This window comes from Flaviaesturariibacter aridisoli, assembly GCF_004343705.1.
GTDB classification, from domain to species: Bacteria; Bacteroidota; Bacteroidia; order Chitinophagales; family Chitinophagaceae; genus Flavisolibacter; species Flavisolibacter aridisoli.
This window is the reverse complement of the sequence record NZ_SKFH01000033.1, coordinates 1-13,815: the sequence shown is the minus strand read 5'-3', so window position 1 is coordinate 13,815 and position 13,815 is coordinate 1. Positions and strand designations below refer to the sequence as shown.

Sequence of the window (13,815 nt, the reverse complement as noted above, 5' to 3'; positions counted from 1 at the left end):
TCCTTGGACAATATCAACGACCGCTTTTTCGACGGCCCCTACCGCGAGGTATGGCGCCGCACCATTCCCGCCGGCCTCACCGAGGCCGAGTGCGACTTCATTCAGCAATCCGCGCCGCTCGCGCCCGGCGCCCCCGTGCTCGACCTGCTCTGCGGCTATGGCCGCCATGCCCTCGAGCTCGCGCGCCGCGGACACCCCGTAACAGCCGTAGACAACTCCGCGCCCTACATCGACGAGATCCGCGGCAAGGCCACCGAAGAAGCCCTCCCCGTGGAAGCGGTCTGCGCGGCCGCCCTCGACTACCAGCCCGCCGCGGGCACCTTCGACGCCGTGCTGTGCATGGGCAACTCCTTCGCCTTCTTCCCCCCCGCAGACACCGCCCGCCTCTGTGCCGCCATCGGCCGCGCCCTGCGCCCCGGCGGCTGCTTTATCTTCAACAGCTGGACCATCGCCGAGGTGGCCCTCCGCCATTACCAGGAGCGCGTGTGGAACGAGCTCGAAGGCTACAAGTACCTCGTGGCCAGCCGCTGGCTGCACAGCCCCAGCCGCATCGAGTCGGAGCATACCCTCGTAAGCGGGCAGGGCGTGGATACCCTCCGCGGGGTAGACTACATCTACAGCCTCAACGAGCTCGAAGGCTTCTTCGAAGCCGCCGGCCTGCAGCTCGATGGCGTGTGGAGCACGCCCCGCCGACGCCCCTTCCGCCCCGGCGACGCCGTAGCCTACGTGGTGGCAAAAAAATTCGGCTAAGGGGAACCGCCTATTGTACGGCGCAGACACATGTCGTAATTTTACGATGTTAAAAAACGTAGTTGCCCGCAGCATCGCATCGGAAGATGCCGGTACCTTTGCCTTGGTTTTTTACGCAACCAATAGCTGTTTATGAAAAATCCTGAAGACCGTATCAAAGTCGCCATCGCCGACGACCATCACCTGTTCCGCACCGGCGTGCGCACCTCCCTTTCCGCTTACCGCGACATCCAGATGGTAGCGGAAGCAGAAAACGGGATGCAGCTCCTCAACCTGCTTCGCCACATCCACCCCGACGTGGTGCTCCTCGACATCCAGATGCCGATCATGGACGGACTGGCTACGCTCCCCGAGATCAAGAAGCTCTACCCCGACGTGAAGGTGATCATGCTCTCCATGCACAACGACCACTCGATGATCAGCCGCATGATGGAGCTCGGCGCCAACTCCTACCTCACGAAGGAGTCCGATTCCGAAACGATCTACCAGGCTGTAAAGACCTGCTTCGAAGACGAATTCTACTTCAACGACCTCACCAACAAGGCCCTGCTCAACCGGCTCCGCACCCGCAACGATCCCCGCGATATGGACCTCGAAGCGCCCCTGACCGACAAGGAGAAAACCATCCTGAAACTGATGTGCGAGGAGAAGAGCACCAAGGAGATCGCCGAGATGGTCGACATTTCGCCGCGCACCGTGGAAGCCATCCGCGACAAGCTCAAGGTCAAGACCGGCGCCAAGTCGATGGCCGGTCTCGTGATGTACGCCGTGAAGGCGGGCATCGTGACCCAGGACCAATAAGCAGCCAGCGCCCCGACGGGCCCAAAAAATAAAGTATTGTCCCGGCCCGCGCGCCGGGATTTTCTATGCCCCCTGCAGGTACGGAATTCTTCTTAGCGGGCTTTTTTAGATTCCCGTTAGAATGCTTAATCCGGCTAAGCCCATCTGTTTAAATATTCACAAAAACTTCTATTTTGCCCTCCGGCTTAGCCGGCCGGCACGTGCGTTGCGGCGTGCAGAAGGCCGCTAATCTAAACACCCTAATCGCCTCGAACGTGGACCATACAAAACTTGTGCACCTGGACCTGGATACATTAAAAGATATGTATGCCAGTGCCGCTTCCAAACTGAAGGAAGCCCTCCTGAACGGTACGGAATGGAATACCCTGCAGGAGTACCGGTATGATGTGACCGAACTGGAGATCGCGCTCCATAAGAAGATCCGGATGGGCGGCGGCCTGGGCCCCGCCGAAAACGAGAACCGGGCGTCTGCCGAGCCGGAGCTCCATTAGTTGTTAGCGTCGCCGGAGGCGTCCGTTCGCAGCCGGCGGTTGCGCTCATTGCGCACTTCGATGAATTCGTTGTAGAGTACATTCAGGGCACCATAGGGAGCGCCGGCGGCAACGGAGGTTTCCAGCTCCTGTTTGAGCCGCGCCAGCATCTGGTGTAATTCTTCGGTAGGGACCAGTTCTAGTTTCAAGTGGGGTAGGATTGTGTAAGGGTTCCGCAAATATGAGGCTATTATTTTACACAAAACCCTTTTCTTTACATCCACCATGACCGTTACGAAACAACAGGTGCGCATGCACTTCACCGACCTTTCCCTGCTGCGTCAATTCAAGCTGTACGTACTGGCTTACGACATCCAGGTACAGGCCGCGCACGCCGACCCCGAAGCCAACAGCGGCTGGATCGACTGCCACCTCTCCGAAGAAGAACAGGCCCGCGCCCTCCGCCAATACGGCGCCAGCCTCGACTGACTCCTGTGAACAACGCGAAGCTATCACGATCGTATCGGTAACCTATATTATAGAGAAGCCCCGGCGTACCCGCCGGGGCTTCTTTGTGTGCTAACGCGGCCGCACCGGTGTGCTGCTCCGCATGCAACATTTCACTTTACATAGGCCTGGTCAGTAGCGCTGAATCAGGACATCGGTCGGGATGTTCAGCGCTTCATGAAGCTGGCGGATCATCTCGAGTGTGAGCGTTCGTTTGCGGTTCAATATTTCACTGACGCGACTTTTCAAGCCAACCACCTTTGCAAGATCGGCCTGGTTATATCCGAGCTGCTCCATACGAAAACGAATGGCTTCGATGGGATCAGGGAGCTCGATCGGAAATTGCTTTTCCTCGTACTTCTCCACCAGGATGCTCAACACTTCCAGCTCGTCTCCTTCCGCAGTTCCCGGACGCGCATCAAAAATTTCCCCGAGGCGCGCCATCGCTGCCTGGTAGTCTTTTTTGGTCTTAATAGGTTTGATCGTCATAGGTCAAATTGTTGCGGCGTCAATCCGGTCGTATTGGCTATGGGTGCCCACGAACCGGATCCAAACCATTTGGTAAGGATAATTAATTTTCACAATGAGACGGTAATGATTGCCCTTTATGTTAAACACTACCCGGTTATCTGCAAGAATGCTGGCGCTGGGATAGTCGCGCTTGATGTCCTTAGGCCCCTTCCATGCCGCAACATCTGCTTCCTGATACCAGGCTTTAAGCTGTTGCTCGCAATCAGGGTATTTAGCCCAGAAGTCGCGTAATGTCTTTTTAGCAATAACCCGCACTGAAGGTATTTCAGCAAAAATAATAAATGTTCCCGAATTGGGAACCAGCATTTCAGAGTGGTTGCGATTGGGCATTTGGCCAAACGGCCAGAGCTTTGCGCCGGCCGGCGAAATTTGGAATTGATTCACGTTTGGGAGTCACTTCGACAAACGACGACGACTTCCCATTTTTACAGAACCTCTTCCCGCCAGCTTCAGGCGCCCATGGAATGCGGCCGTGGCTTTCTCGTTCAACGGGCCAGCACCTGCGTGCTGCTCACCAGCGCCGCCAGCCTTCCTTCGAGCGTACGCAGGCGCAGGTTGAGGGCGTCGGCCTGGGCGCTTTCGGTGTAGAGTGTTTCGAGCGACTTGAGCGTAGCGTCGGTCGTGGCGCCGCTCCCGCTGCGCCCCAGCGCGCGGGCGGCCTGCACGATGGCGCGGATCTCGTTGTAATTGTCTCCGTACAGCTTCTGGTATTCGCGAAACACTTTCTGCACGTTGCTGCAAATGTCTTTTGCACCCTTCACGCCGTCGCCGGGATAGGGCGGCAGGCGACGCGCGGTGTCAAGGCTCTCGAGCACCGGTCCGTCGAGGTACTGCAGCAGCAGTTCTTCCATGGGCCGCGTTCGCAGCGCCGCGCGCGATTCGCCGGGATGCAGCAGCAGCACGATGTCGAGCATGTACTCGCGGATGTCGAACTGCAACTCGATGAGGCGGCCGTTCATCCGCGCCACCTGTTGCTCGAAGCGCGCATTGACGCTATTCAGTTGCTCGTAGGGCGCGAAGTAGCGGCCCACGCGCTGCAGGAACGAATCCACGTCGGCGCGCTCCACCCGTTTTTCCTGCACCGCCAGGTTGCCCACCAGGGCCGCCAGCGAAGACAGCAACATGGCGCTACCCGGCCTGGGCGCCTGCACGAGTGCACCAACAACATCCGTGAAGCGTGTTTTACTGACGGTCTTCGTTTTGGCCAGCACCGGTTGCAGCGCCGACTGGATCTCGCCTTCGAGGCTGAAGCCCAGCGCCGACGACGCGGGGTTGTTCAGCGCCTGGACACTATTTCGGTAGTTGTCTTTACTCACCAGCGACTGCAGCGAGTTGAGCGAAGTAAGGGCGGCATCGAGCAGGCCGGCGGTGGCGGCAAAAGCGCGGAGCCCGGGCCGGAGTGCGGCGCTTCCCGCCGGCAGCGTATCGACGTACACGGCGTGCCGCGCCAGTTGCGCCGGCGAAGCGGGGGCCAGGAGCAGGGCGAGCAGGGCAAGCATCAGGGAGCGCATGGTGTCGGGGCCGGGCTGGTATCACACGGCTGTTACAAAGCTACCGGCGCCGGGGGGCCGCTTCCCTGTTGGTTTTCCCAACGGCAGCCCCTTTTTTTCCGGCGCGGCGGGGAGAAAAACAACAGGGGCGGGCAGAAAACCATATAGGGAGGTGGAATTGAACCGCCATGGGAAAAATCCCATCAAAAACTGTTTTTTTTCCCATACGGAGTCCAACCGGGGCCTGTAACTTTAAACTCATGCACACGATAACGCCGCCCCGATATATTGCGGTGTTCCTGGTTGCTACCATCATCGTGATCACCGCGGTGCTGGGCGTGCTGATGACCTTGCTGCTGATGAACCAGAAACGCCACCTGGCCTTCCAGGCTTCGCTGCTTGCGCTGAAGTCGGAGCATGCCCAGAACCTGCTTCGATCGCAGATCGAGATTCAGGAGCTGACCTTTAAGAATATTGCACAGGAGATCCACGACAACATCAACCTATCGCTCACCCTGGCCAAGCTGACGCTTCACCAGATGACCGAGCTGGCCCCTGTTCACAACCTGGCTGAATACGCGCAGCAGTTGATCACCGGCGCGATCAACGACCTGAGCTCCATCTCCCGCGGCCTCAATGCCGACATCATTCACCAGCAGGGCCTGTTCAACGCACTGAAAACAGAGATCGAGCGCATCCACCGGGTGTCGCAGCTCCGCATCGCGTTCAGCATCCAGGGCGACACGGACTTTCTCACCGCGCAACAGGAGCTGCTCGTGTTCCGCTCCGTCCAGGAATGCTTCAACAACATCCTGAAGCATGCACAGGCCAGGCAGGCCAGCCTGTGCCTCGAATACTCCGACAAGGCCGTCCGCATCGAAGTGGCCGACAACGGCGTGGGCTTCACGCCCGACGAAGTGGCCGCCAAGCGCGGTAAGTCGACCGGGCTGCATACCCTGCGCAGCCGCGTGGAGCTGCTGTGCGGATCCTTCACCGTCTGGTCGGCACCGGGCGAAGGCACCCGTTTACTTTTTGAACTACCAATTGGCGATACGCATGAAAAAGAACAAAACCATCCAGATCGCGCTGGCCGACGATCACGTCCTGCTCCGTAATGCTCTGGCCCGTCTTATCGGCGGTTTCGAAGGCTGTGGCGTTCTCCACGAGTCGGGCGACGGTACCGAGTTGCTCGAAAAGCTCCGCGCCGGCAAAGTGCCCGACGTGGTGCTGCTCGACCTCAACATGCCGCAGATGAACGGCTACGACACGGCTGCCGCGCTGCAGGCTGAGTTTCCGCAGGTGAACACGCTGATGCTTACCATGTACGACTCCGAGCTGGCGCTGATCCGGCTGCTGCAGCTGGGTGTGAAAGGCTTTATCAAGAAGGATGCACCGCCCTCCGAGCTGCGCTCCGCCATCGACTCGGTCATGGGCACGGGGTATTACTACTCGGCCCAAACGGCGGGCAAGCTGGCCAATGTGTTCCGGCTACAGGCCCAGGACCGCCCGGCGGGCCAGCATACGGTCCTGACGACCCAGGAGCTGCGCTTCCTGGAGCTCGTCTGCTCCGACCGGACCTATAAGGAGATCGCGATGGAGATGAAGCTCACGCCCCGGTCGGTGGATGTGCTGCGGGACGCCTTGTTTTTCAAGCTGGACGTGAAAAGCAGAGTCGGGCTGGCGATGCTGGCGGTGAAGCATGGGTTGGTGGTCGGGTAAAAAAAAGACAATGGAAAACTTTCTAGAAGCTTTATTCTACATCTGGGCAAGTTTGTATTACACATCGCCCCTTCTTGAGTTAACCATCATCATCATCTTAGCCTGCATCTTTTTCTCAAAGAGGGGGAAGTCGCCTATAAGAAAGTTGTCTGTAATCTACCTTTCTTCAGTTTTGATTTTGTTCTTATATACCGATGTTGGCTTTTCAGTAAATGGAATGTATAAGAATTACTTTAATAATACGGACTATCTTATTTCAAATGAAATAATTACTCAGGTTTTTCAAATATTGGAAGTTTATATCTTTTACACAATTTTTGATTTGGATTGCAATAGCAGAGCCCTTCGGTTTGGTCGTAATCTATCAGTTTTGACAGTTTTTATTAGTTCGCTTTTTTCAATTAAACAACTAGTTCACGCCACGTCCTATAATAGTATTCTTGATAACGGAGAGCTAATAACAGCTCTATCTTTTCTCACGTTAACTGTAGGAGGTGTACTTTATTACGTTGCCTTGTATAAGAAGAATATAATTTGGGCTAAACATTCTGGATTGTGCTTTCTTATTTTCAGTTACTCAGTTATTTCATTTTTGACTTTTCCTCTTTCTATATACTGTTACATCTATCTCAATGAATATATCTATTGGAGACTTGTAACGTCCTACCATGTTTTGCTTTTACTAGCTATCGCAATTAAAATGTGCCATTCTATCCTTAAAAAGAAAGAAATTCAAACCCAATTCAACACTTTTCGAATCTGAAAAGCCGCACCTCCGCGCGTAATGTTCCCATATACAAATAGTATTTTTACTATTTTTCAATAGTATTTTTTCGTTTTTTTACTCGTAAAACTTCCACCATCTTCACCGTGTAAGTCCCATTAGCAGTGACTTTCACGCAGAAAACGCGAAGTTAGTAGGTGTTTATACTTATTTACATCCATTGTAAAGGGGCGCAGTTTTACACCACCTAAAAACGAAAACTACTGGTATGAAAACTAACAAAAACCTCCGCTCCATGCCTCCTGCTGATGGCGATCTGCTGAACTGGTGGGAGATGGCTTAAGGTAACAACCTCTTCCGATCCTTAAAAGATTAAAAGGTTTTCTATATTTGGTCGATGACCGAAACTATAGAAAGCCTTTTCATTTATATAGCAACATACTCCCCTCTCCTCCCGGTTGCTATATTCTTGGCTTGTTACCTTTCTTCTGGTCACATAGCAAAAAACCGTATCCTACTAGTTATTACTACCTACTGCCTTACTGAGTTCGCCGTAAATTTTACAACCTTCTGGGTGTCGGCAAAGTCAATCAAACTCATGTATTCGTTTTTTACGGCAGTTGAATTCGGCTTTTTCGCCTATGTCCTTTTTATGCTTATTCGAGACACGCTCTCGCAAAAGATCCTTAAATACGCAAGTATTGGTTTCTATATATTCTGGATAGTTTATAAGATTTTTGGCCGGTATAGTGTTCTTGACTCAATTCCAATTGGAGTTGAAACTATCTTGATCCTACTCTTTTCGTTTAGATTTTTATATGAACAGATGGATAAAGTAGATGACGGATTTATCTATAACAGGTTCTCATTTTGGATCGTTGCTGGCTTGATGCTGTATTTATCCGGGTCTTTCTTCTGCTATCTCTTTGCCAACCAGGTAGATTTTAGAACCCGAAGCGTATTCTGGATGTTTCAAAATGTTTTTGCGACCCTGAAATGCATATTTTTCGTGGTAAGCATTTTAATCTTTCAAAATCAGCTTGGCGCCCGACAGACCCGTGCGCCAAGGCTAAGTTTTTAACTCTATGTTTCTTTTACAGGCCACCACGACATCAAATGTCACTACTGCCCTTTTATTAGGGACTCTTGGCATGTTGCTGCTTGTAGCCGGCCTCATCCTCTTCATCATCCTCCACCAGCGCAAAGTCATCCGGTACCAGAACACCCTGCAATCGATGGAGCAGGAGCAGCAGAAGGTGTTGCTCAATGCTTCGGTGAAGTTGCAGGAGGAAGAGCGTTCCCGCATTGCCGCCGACCTGCACGACGACGCCGGCCCGCTGCTGGCCACGGCCCGCCTGTACCTCAACGAAAACCTGGTGAACCTGGATAAGGCCGCGCAGCTCCAGAGCATCTTCCAGGCCCGCCAGATCCTCGACGACACCATCCAGTTGATCCGCAACATCTCGCACCAGCTGATGCCCCCCACCCTGCGCAACTTCGGCCTCGAGAGCGCCGTGAACGACCTCGTGCAGAAGATCGGCGGCTCGGGCCAGTACAACGTGTCCAGCCGCTTCCACGACTACAAGGAGCGCCTCCGCCCCGACACCGAGCTCCTCGTATTCCGTGTGATCCAGGAGCTGGTCAACAACATCCTGAAGCATTCCAACTCCTCGTTCATCCACATCACCCAGCATATGCAAGGCGACCACTTCGTGCTCCGCCTCCACCACGACGGCCGCGGCATCGTGCAGGCCGACTTCGAGCGGCTGAATAAAAGCAAGACCGGTCTCGGTCTCAAAAACATCAGCAGCCGCCTGCGCGTGGCCCACGGCAAGATCCACTTCGAAAAAGACGCCTCCCAGACCTATTACAAGGTCACGCTGGAGGTGCCCCGCGAAGAGGCCTGATCCAAATCCCGTAACTTTACCCCCGTGAGGTAGCTAACGTATGTCTGATGTTATTAAAGTGGCGATTGCCGACGACCACAAAATTTTCCGAAAAGGGGTGATCCTCTCGCTCCGCCAATACGCCAATATCAAATTTGTGCAGGAAGCCGAAAACGGCGAGGAGCTGCTCACCGGCCTCCCCTTTTCCGAGCCCGACGTTGTGCTGATGGACCTGCGCATGCCCATTAAAGACGGCATCGAAACCACCAAGCAGGTATCGAAAGACTATCCCCACATCCACGTGATCGTGCTGAGCATGTACGAAGACGAGCGCTTCGTGAGCCATATGATGGAAAACGGCGCCCAGGGCTACCTGCTCAAGAACGCCGAGCCGCAGGAGATCCGCAAAGCCATCATTGACGTGCACGAGAAAGGCTACTACCTCAACAATTTCGTCAACCGCATCCTCCTCAAAAAAGCCCACAGCCGCCAGAAGGCCATCCCCTCCCTCAACAGCGAGATCGTGCTCAACGACCGCGAGAAAGACGTGCTCAAGTACATCTGCATGGAATACACGGCCACCGAAATCGCCGAGAAAATGGATATCTCCAACCGTACCGTGGAAGCGATCAAAGACCGCCTCATGGAGCGCTTCGGCTCCAAGAATACCGCGGGCCTCGTGTTCTTCGCGGTGAAGAACAACCTGGTGGATTAATCAGGCTTCTTATGGATTCCCGGCCCCGGCGCACCTTACTGAAAAGCAGGTCCATGCGCGTCTTCCTGGTCCTTTTATTTGCCTTTCTGCTTCCCTTTTCTCTGGCGGCACAGCCCAACGCCCTGGATCGGTTCCGCAGCCCCGGTTTGCAAAAAGCAGTTCTTGCCGCGCTTGCAAATCTCTTTGCAACGGCAAACCCCGACACGGTTATGGCGCATTGCCGGTTCAACAAAGCGGGGAGTATTGCCGTTTTGAAAGATCATAAATCCCTCATGGACGACCTGGATCCGGACGAGGATCCGCTTGCCTACATCCTCCGGTTCGATGTGAACTATGGCCCGCATCTCGTTGGTTCATTTTGGGTAAGCGCGGACAGTTCCGGCCGCCTACTGCGCGATGATGACATCTTCGACGGCCATTCGCGCAAGGCATTGCTTCTACTTTTAAAAGGAGAAGTTACCGTCGGCTATTACGATCTCCGCCGCATCATCCGTGCCAGGCACCTGAAAGAGCCACTGGTGAGTTTCGAAATGGCAAAACGCAAAGGCAATGAAATGCCGGTCTGGTTCGTAACCCTTCCAAAACTGGTGCGCTGGCACGGCCATTACTATGAAGTGTATTACCAAATCGATGCACAGACGGGCACCATAAAAAAGATCAGCCAGCGGTTTCGCCGCCAGATTCCTGAGCCTAAGGAATGAAGGGACCCATACCTATGAGTGAAGCAATGCATCCAGTGCTGCGGCCACTTTCGCGGCCGAAGGCAGCATCGCCGCCTCCAGGCCCATGTTGAGTGGAACCGCCGGCAGGTTGAGCGCGCCCTGTACTTCTACGGGTGCATCGAGGTAGCGGAAGCAGGCTTTGGAAATGCGGCCAGCCAGGGCTTCGGCAAAGGAATTATTCTGTTGTTCCTCGGTGAGCACCAGGCACTTGCCATGCTTTTGCACTGTCGCAAAGACCAGTTCTTCATCGAGGGGAAAGAGCGTGCGGAGATCGATCACTTCCACGCGGCCGGCAAAATTCTTCGCAGCCGCTTTGGCCCAATATACCCCCATGCCGTAGGTGATCACACAGCAGCTCTCGCCGTTTTCTACCGCTTCGTCGGCGGCGGCAAGCGCTACAGCGCCCTTACCGAAGGGCAGCACGTAGTCGGCCGACGGCTCCACGGTCTTGGCTTCCTCGGTGCCGGGCACCTTGCTCCAGTAGAGCCCCTTGTGCTCGAGCATCACCACCGGGTTGGGATCGAGGTAAGCTGCCTTCATCAGGCCCTTCATATCGGCGGCGTTGGACGGGTATGCGATCTTGATCCCTTTGATGGTGAGCAGCGTCGACTCCACCGAGCCGCTGTGGTAGGGACCGCCGCCGCCATAGGCGCCGATGGGTACGCGGATGATGGCCGATACGGGAAACTTGCCGCAGGAGAGGTAGCAGCTTTTGGAAATCTCGGTTACCAACTGGTTGAAGCCGGGGTAGATATAGTCGGCAAACTGCACTTCCACGATCGGCTTCAGGCCTACAGCACTCATGCCCACGGTGGATCCGATGATATAGGCTTCCTGGATGGCGGTGTTGAACACCCGGTGGTCGCCGAACTGCTCGCCGAGCGTAGCGGCCTCGCGGAATACGCCACCGAGTCGCTTCCCCACATCCTGTCCGTAGAGCAAACATTCCGGGTTCTGATCCATCAGCTCGCGGATGGCAAACAGCGCCGCATCCACCATGATCACTTTATCCTTACCGGCCGGACTGCGCTCGCCGCGCTCCTCCGTTACCGGTGTGGGAGCGAACACATGTTCGCTTACTCCGGCGACGGCCGGCTCGGGTGCGGCCACGGCCCGTTCGAAAGCGTCGGCTACCTCGCGGGTCACTTCTTCTTCGATGCGGGTCAGTTCGGCGGGGTCAATCTGTCCGGCCAGCTTAGAGCGAAGGAGGAGGATGGGGTCGGTGCAGGCGTGCTTTGCAAGGTCTTCCTCGGTGCGGTAAAATTCTTTGCGCACGCCGCTGGTATGGTGGTTGAGCAGGCAGGTTTTCGCGTGCACCAGCCAGGGCTTTCGCTCGGCACGCACATGGTTCACCACTTTGCGCATCAGTTCAAACGAGGCTTCGAAGTCAGTGCCGTCCACGCGCACGCGGTTGAGGCCCTTAAAACCGCCGGCATATTCATAGGCATCCATTGCCCGCCCTTCTGCGGCGGTTACGGATATCCCCCATTCGTTGTCCTGCACCAGGTAAATGATCGGCAGTCCTTTCAACACGGCAAACTGAAACGCTTCGCTTACTTCGCCTTCGGTTACCGATGCGTCGCCGAGCGAGCAGATCACCACGGGCATTTCCCCTTCGGGGCCTTTCTGCAGCAGCGGTGAAGCGATCTGCTCCAGGTAGTGCAGGCCCTGCGCCACGCCGGTGGTGGGGATGGTCTGCATGCCGGTAGCGCTGCTCTGGTGGATCATCTGCGGGCGCCCGGGGTTCCGGCTGTTGGGGTGACTATAATAGGAGCGGCCGCCGGTAAAGGGGTCGTCTGCCTTTGTCAGCAATTGCAGCATGAGCTCGTAGGGCTCCCATCCGCATCCGAGGAGGAGGCTTTCGTCGCGGTAGTAGGGGCTCACCCAGTCGCAGGGCAGCAACTGCAGTGCCGTCGCCAGCTGGATCGACTCGTGTCCGCGGGAAGTGGAATGCACGTACTTGGTGATGCTCCGGTTGGCTTCATAAGTTTCGGCCATCTGTTTCACCCGGTACATCTGCCGGTAAGCGTAAAGCAAGCGTTCGCGGTCCATAAGGAAGGTTGGTGAGCCGCAAATGTAAGCGAAAGGAGTGGAGGTTGCCGGAACTCAATCGCCGGCCACCGCCGCCGCCGCTGGTACAACGGCCCCGACCGCGTGCTGCAGCGTGCCGCGAAAGTTGTATTGTCCCGAGAAGGCGCAGAGCAGCAAGACGCCGAGGCTAGCGTGACCGAGCCAGCTATAGGCGCAGGATCTCTGCTTTTTCTCCTTTCGGCAAGATGGCTTCAGCGAGCAGCGACGCGGCGCTGGCACCCCGTGGACGCGATGGAAAAGTCGGACATCACGGCGCACAGGTCGCGGTCGCGGTGTTCGCAGAAAAATACATCGGAGCGGATAGTAAGCACCCGGGGCCCGATGAGCCCACCGAACAGGCCGGCCTCAAGCCGGGCCATATGCAATACCCGGTGTACCGGGTCGCACGATGATAAAAGGAAAAGAGACCCGGGGGGGTCTCTTTTTTATGAGGCGTTGTCTTCTTTAATAGGCTCTTTTTCCCCGTGTAGTTTTGTGGGGGAGGTGGGGTAAAAGAAAAAGCCTCAGTTTTCACTGAGGCTTTTAAAGAGATATGGCGGCTACCTACTCTCCCGCATGTTGGTGCAGTACCATCGGCCATGAGGGGCTTAACTTCTCTGTTCGGGATGGGAAGAGGTGAACACCCTCGGCAAAACCACCATAATATTGGTGATGATCGAGTCATCAATAAAGTGACATATTGGAATCGTTGCTAAACAAGCGAGAATAGATAAGAAAAAAATTAAAGCGTACGGGCAATTAGTACTACTCGACTTTGCTGTCACCAGCTTTACATCTGTAGCCTATCAACGTCATCGTCTCTGACGACCCTTAAAAGTAAACTCATCTTGAGGAAGGTTTCACGCTTAGATGCTTTCAGCGTTTATCCTGTCCGTACATAGCTACTCAGCGCTGCACCTGGCGGCACAACTGATACACCAGCGGTACGTACGACCCGGTCCTCTCGTACTAAGGTCATGTCCTCTCAATTTACTTGCGCCCACCACAGATAGGGACCGAACTGTCTTGCGACGTTCTGAACCCAGTTCACGTGCCACTTTAATCGGCGAACAGCCGAACCCTTGGGACCTTCTCCAGCCCCAGGATGTGACGAACCGACATCGAGGTGCCAAACCTCCCCGTCGATATGAGCTCTTGGGGGAGATCAGCCTGTTATCCCCGGAGTACCTTTTATCCTTTGAGCGATGGCCCTTCCATACGGAAACCACCGGATCACTTCAGCCGGCTTTCGCCCCTGCTCGACGCGTCTGTCTCACAGTCAAGCTCCCTTATACTGATGCGCTCTACGTACGATTACCAACCGTACTGAGGGAACCTTTGCAAGCCTCCGTTACTTTTTAGGAGGCGACCACCCCAGTCAAACTACCCACCATGCACTGTTTCCCGTAAGGGATTAGACCCTAAGCAAA

The 13,815-nt window shown here is 55.3% G+C and carries 14 protein-coding genes and 2 rRNA genes; 9 read left to right on the top strand and 7 right to left on the bottom strand.

The features are described 5' to 3' along the window. Positions 1 to 3: 3 nt before the first annotated feature. The 3 genes from E0486_RS15230 to E0486_RS15220 all read left to right on the top strand — a co-directional run bounded on the left by E0486_RS15230 (position 4) and on the right by E0486_RS15220 (position 2,042). Positions 4 to 750: a class I SAM-dependent methyltransferase gene (locus E0486_RS15230; RefSeq protein ID WP_165917362.1), complete on the top strand. Its 747-nt coding sequence runs from the start codon at positions 4 to 6 to the stop codon at positions 748 to 750. Between the two features lie 132 nt (positions 751 to 882). Next, a complete protein-coding gene (locus E0486_RS15225; RefSeq protein WP_131853313.1) occupies positions 883 to 1,551 on the top strand; it encodes a response regulator transcription factor in 669 nt (222 codons plus the stop codon). Positions 1,552 to 1,724: 173 nt separating this feature from the next. After that, positions 1,725 to 2,042 (top strand): hypothetical protein, encoded by a 318-nt coding sequence (locus tag E0486_RS15220; protein ID WP_131853311.1) that lies wholly within the window; start codon positions 1,725 to 1,727, stop codon positions 2,040 to 2,042. Here the strand turns inward: E0486_RS15220 and E0486_RS15215 are convergent. Further along, on the bottom strand, positions 2,039 to 2,230 hold the full coding sequence (locus E0486_RS15215) for a hypothetical protein (protein WP_131853309.1): 192 nt from the start codon (positions 2,228 to 2,230) through the stop codon (positions 2,039 to 2,041). The genes E0486_RS15220 and E0486_RS15215 overlap by 4 nt on opposite strands. Before the next feature lie 76 nt (positions 2,231 to 2,306). Here E0486_RS15215 and E0486_RS15210 point away from each other — a divergent pair, with 76 nt between their 5' ends. Continuing rightward, complete coding sequence (locus E0486_RS15210) at positions 2,307 to 2,510, top strand: hypothetical protein (RefSeq protein ID WP_131853307.1); 204 nt, start codon at positions 2,307 to 2,309, stop codon at positions 2,508 to 2,510. A 150-nt stretch (positions 2,511 to 2,660) separates the two neighbouring features. Here the strand turns inward: E0486_RS15210 and E0486_RS15205 are convergent, their stop codons facing one another. The 3 genes from E0486_RS15205 to E0486_RS15195 form a co-directional block, all read right to left on the bottom strand. Further along, positions 2,661 to 3,017 (bottom strand): helix-turn-helix domain-containing protein, encoded by a 357-nt coding sequence (locus E0486_RS15205; protein WP_131853305.1) that lies wholly within the window; start codon positions 3,015 to 3,017, stop codon positions 2,661 to 2,663. Positions 3,018 to 3,020: 3 nt separating this feature from the next. Beyond that, complete coding sequence (locus E0486_RS15200; RefSeq protein WP_243697459.1) at positions 3,021 to 3,443, bottom strand: type II toxin-antitoxin system HigB family toxin; 423 nt, start codon at positions 3,441 to 3,443, stop codon at positions 3,021 to 3,023. A gap of 101 nt (positions 3,444 to 3,544) precedes the next feature. Then, positions 3,545 to 4,570, bottom strand: coding sequence for a hypothetical protein (locus tag E0486_RS15195; RefSeq protein ID WP_131853303.1), 1,026 nt, complete (start codon positions 4,568 to 4,570; stop codon positions 3,545 to 3,547). A 239-nt stretch (positions 4,571 to 4,809) separates the two neighbouring features. Between E0486_RS15195 and E0486_RS15190 the strand changes: the two genes are divergently transcribed. The 5 genes from E0486_RS15190 to E0486_RS15170 all read left to right on the top strand — a co-directional run bounded on the left by E0486_RS15190 (position 4,810) and on the right by E0486_RS15170 (position 10,294). Beyond that, positions 4,810 to 5,664, top strand: coding sequence for a sensor histidine kinase (locus tag E0486_RS15190; protein WP_165917361.1), 855 nt, complete (start codon positions 4,810 to 4,812; stop codon positions 5,662 to 5,664). Then, positions 5,606 to 6,268, top strand: a complete 663-nt coding sequence (locus E0486_RS15185; protein ID WP_131853299.1) for a response regulator transcription factor — start codon at positions 5,606 to 5,608, stop codon at positions 6,266 to 6,268. Before E0486_RS15190 ends, E0486_RS15185 begins: the two co-directional genes overlap by 59 nt. Before the next feature lie 1,875 nt (positions 6,269 to 8,143). Continuing rightward, positions 8,144 to 8,899, top strand: a complete 756-nt coding sequence (locus E0486_RS15180) for a sensor histidine kinase (RefSeq protein ID WP_243697458.1) — start codon at positions 8,144 to 8,146, stop codon at positions 8,897 to 8,899. 40 nt (positions 8,900 to 8,939) lie between these two features. Then, positions 8,940 to 9,593 (top strand): response regulator transcription factor, encoded by a 654-nt coding sequence (locus E0486_RS15175; protein ID WP_131853295.1) that lies wholly within the window; start codon positions 8,940 to 8,942, stop codon positions 9,591 to 9,593. 53 nt (positions 9,594 to 9,646) lie between these two features. Beyond that, a complete protein-coding gene (locus tag E0486_RS15170; protein ID WP_131853293.1) occupies positions 9,647 to 10,294 on the top strand; it encodes a hypothetical protein in 648 nt (215 codons plus the stop codon). Positions 10,295 to 10,306: 12 nt separating this feature from the next. Here the strand turns inward: E0486_RS15170 and E0486_RS15165 are convergent, their stop codons facing one another. The 3 genes from E0486_RS15165 to E0486_RS15155 form a co-directional block, all read right to left on the bottom strand. Next, on the bottom strand, positions 10,307 to 12,367 hold the full coding sequence (locus E0486_RS15165) for an alpha-ketoacid dehydrogenase subunit alpha/beta (protein ID WP_131853291.1): 2,061 nt from the start codon (positions 12,365 to 12,367) through the stop codon (positions 10,307 to 10,309). Between the two features lie 569 nt (positions 12,368 to 12,936). Further along, positions 12,937 to 13,048 (bottom strand): 5S ribosomal RNA (gene rrf / locus E0486_RS15160). 75 nt (positions 13,049 to 13,123) lie between these two features. Beyond that, positions 13,124 to 13,815: ribosomal RNA gene (locus tag E0486_RS15155) — 23S ribosomal RNA — on the bottom strand; the annotation flags it as partial.

Excerpts from the sequence above, each read along its gene's own strand:
- E0486_RS15225 (WP_131853313.1), top strand. The coding sequence starts at position 883 with ATGAAAAATCCTGAAGACCGTATCAAAGTCGCCATCGCCGACGACCAT.
- E0486_RS15210 (WP_131853307.1), top strand. The coding sequence starts at position 2,307 with ATGACCGTTACGAAACAACAGGTGCGCATGCACTTCACCGACCTTTCC.
- E0486_RS15205 (WP_131853305.1), bottom strand. The coding sequence starts at position 3,017 with ATGACGATCAAACCTATTAAGACCAAAAAAGACTACCAGGCAGCGATG.
- E0486_RS15195 (WP_131853303.1), bottom strand. The coding sequence starts at position 4,570 with ATGCGCTCCCTGATGCTTGCCCTGCTCGCCCTGCTCCTGGCCCCCGCT.
- E0486_RS15190 (WP_165917361.1), top strand. The coding sequence starts at position 4,810 with ATGCACACGATAACGCCGCCCCGATATATTGCGGTGTTCCTGGTTGCT.
- E0486_RS15185 (WP_131853299.1), top strand. The coding sequence starts at position 5,606 with ATGAAAAAGAACAAAACCATCCAGATCGCGCTGGCCGACGATCACGTC.
- E0486_RS15180 (WP_243697458.1), top strand. The coding sequence starts at position 8,144 with ATGTTGCTGCTTGTAGCCGGCCTCATCCTCTTCATCATCCTCCACCAG.
- E0486_RS15175 (WP_131853295.1), top strand. The coding sequence starts at position 8,940 with ATGTCTGATGTTATTAAAGTGGCGATTGCCGACGACCACAAAATTTTC.
- E0486_RS15170 (WP_131853293.1), top strand. The coding sequence starts at position 9,647 with ATGCGCGTCTTCCTGGTCCTTTTATTTGCCTTTCTGCTTCCCTTTTCT.
- E0486_RS15165 (WP_131853291.1), bottom strand. The coding sequence starts at position 12,367 with ATGGACCGCGAACGCTTGCTTTACGCTTACCGGCAGATGTACCGGGTG.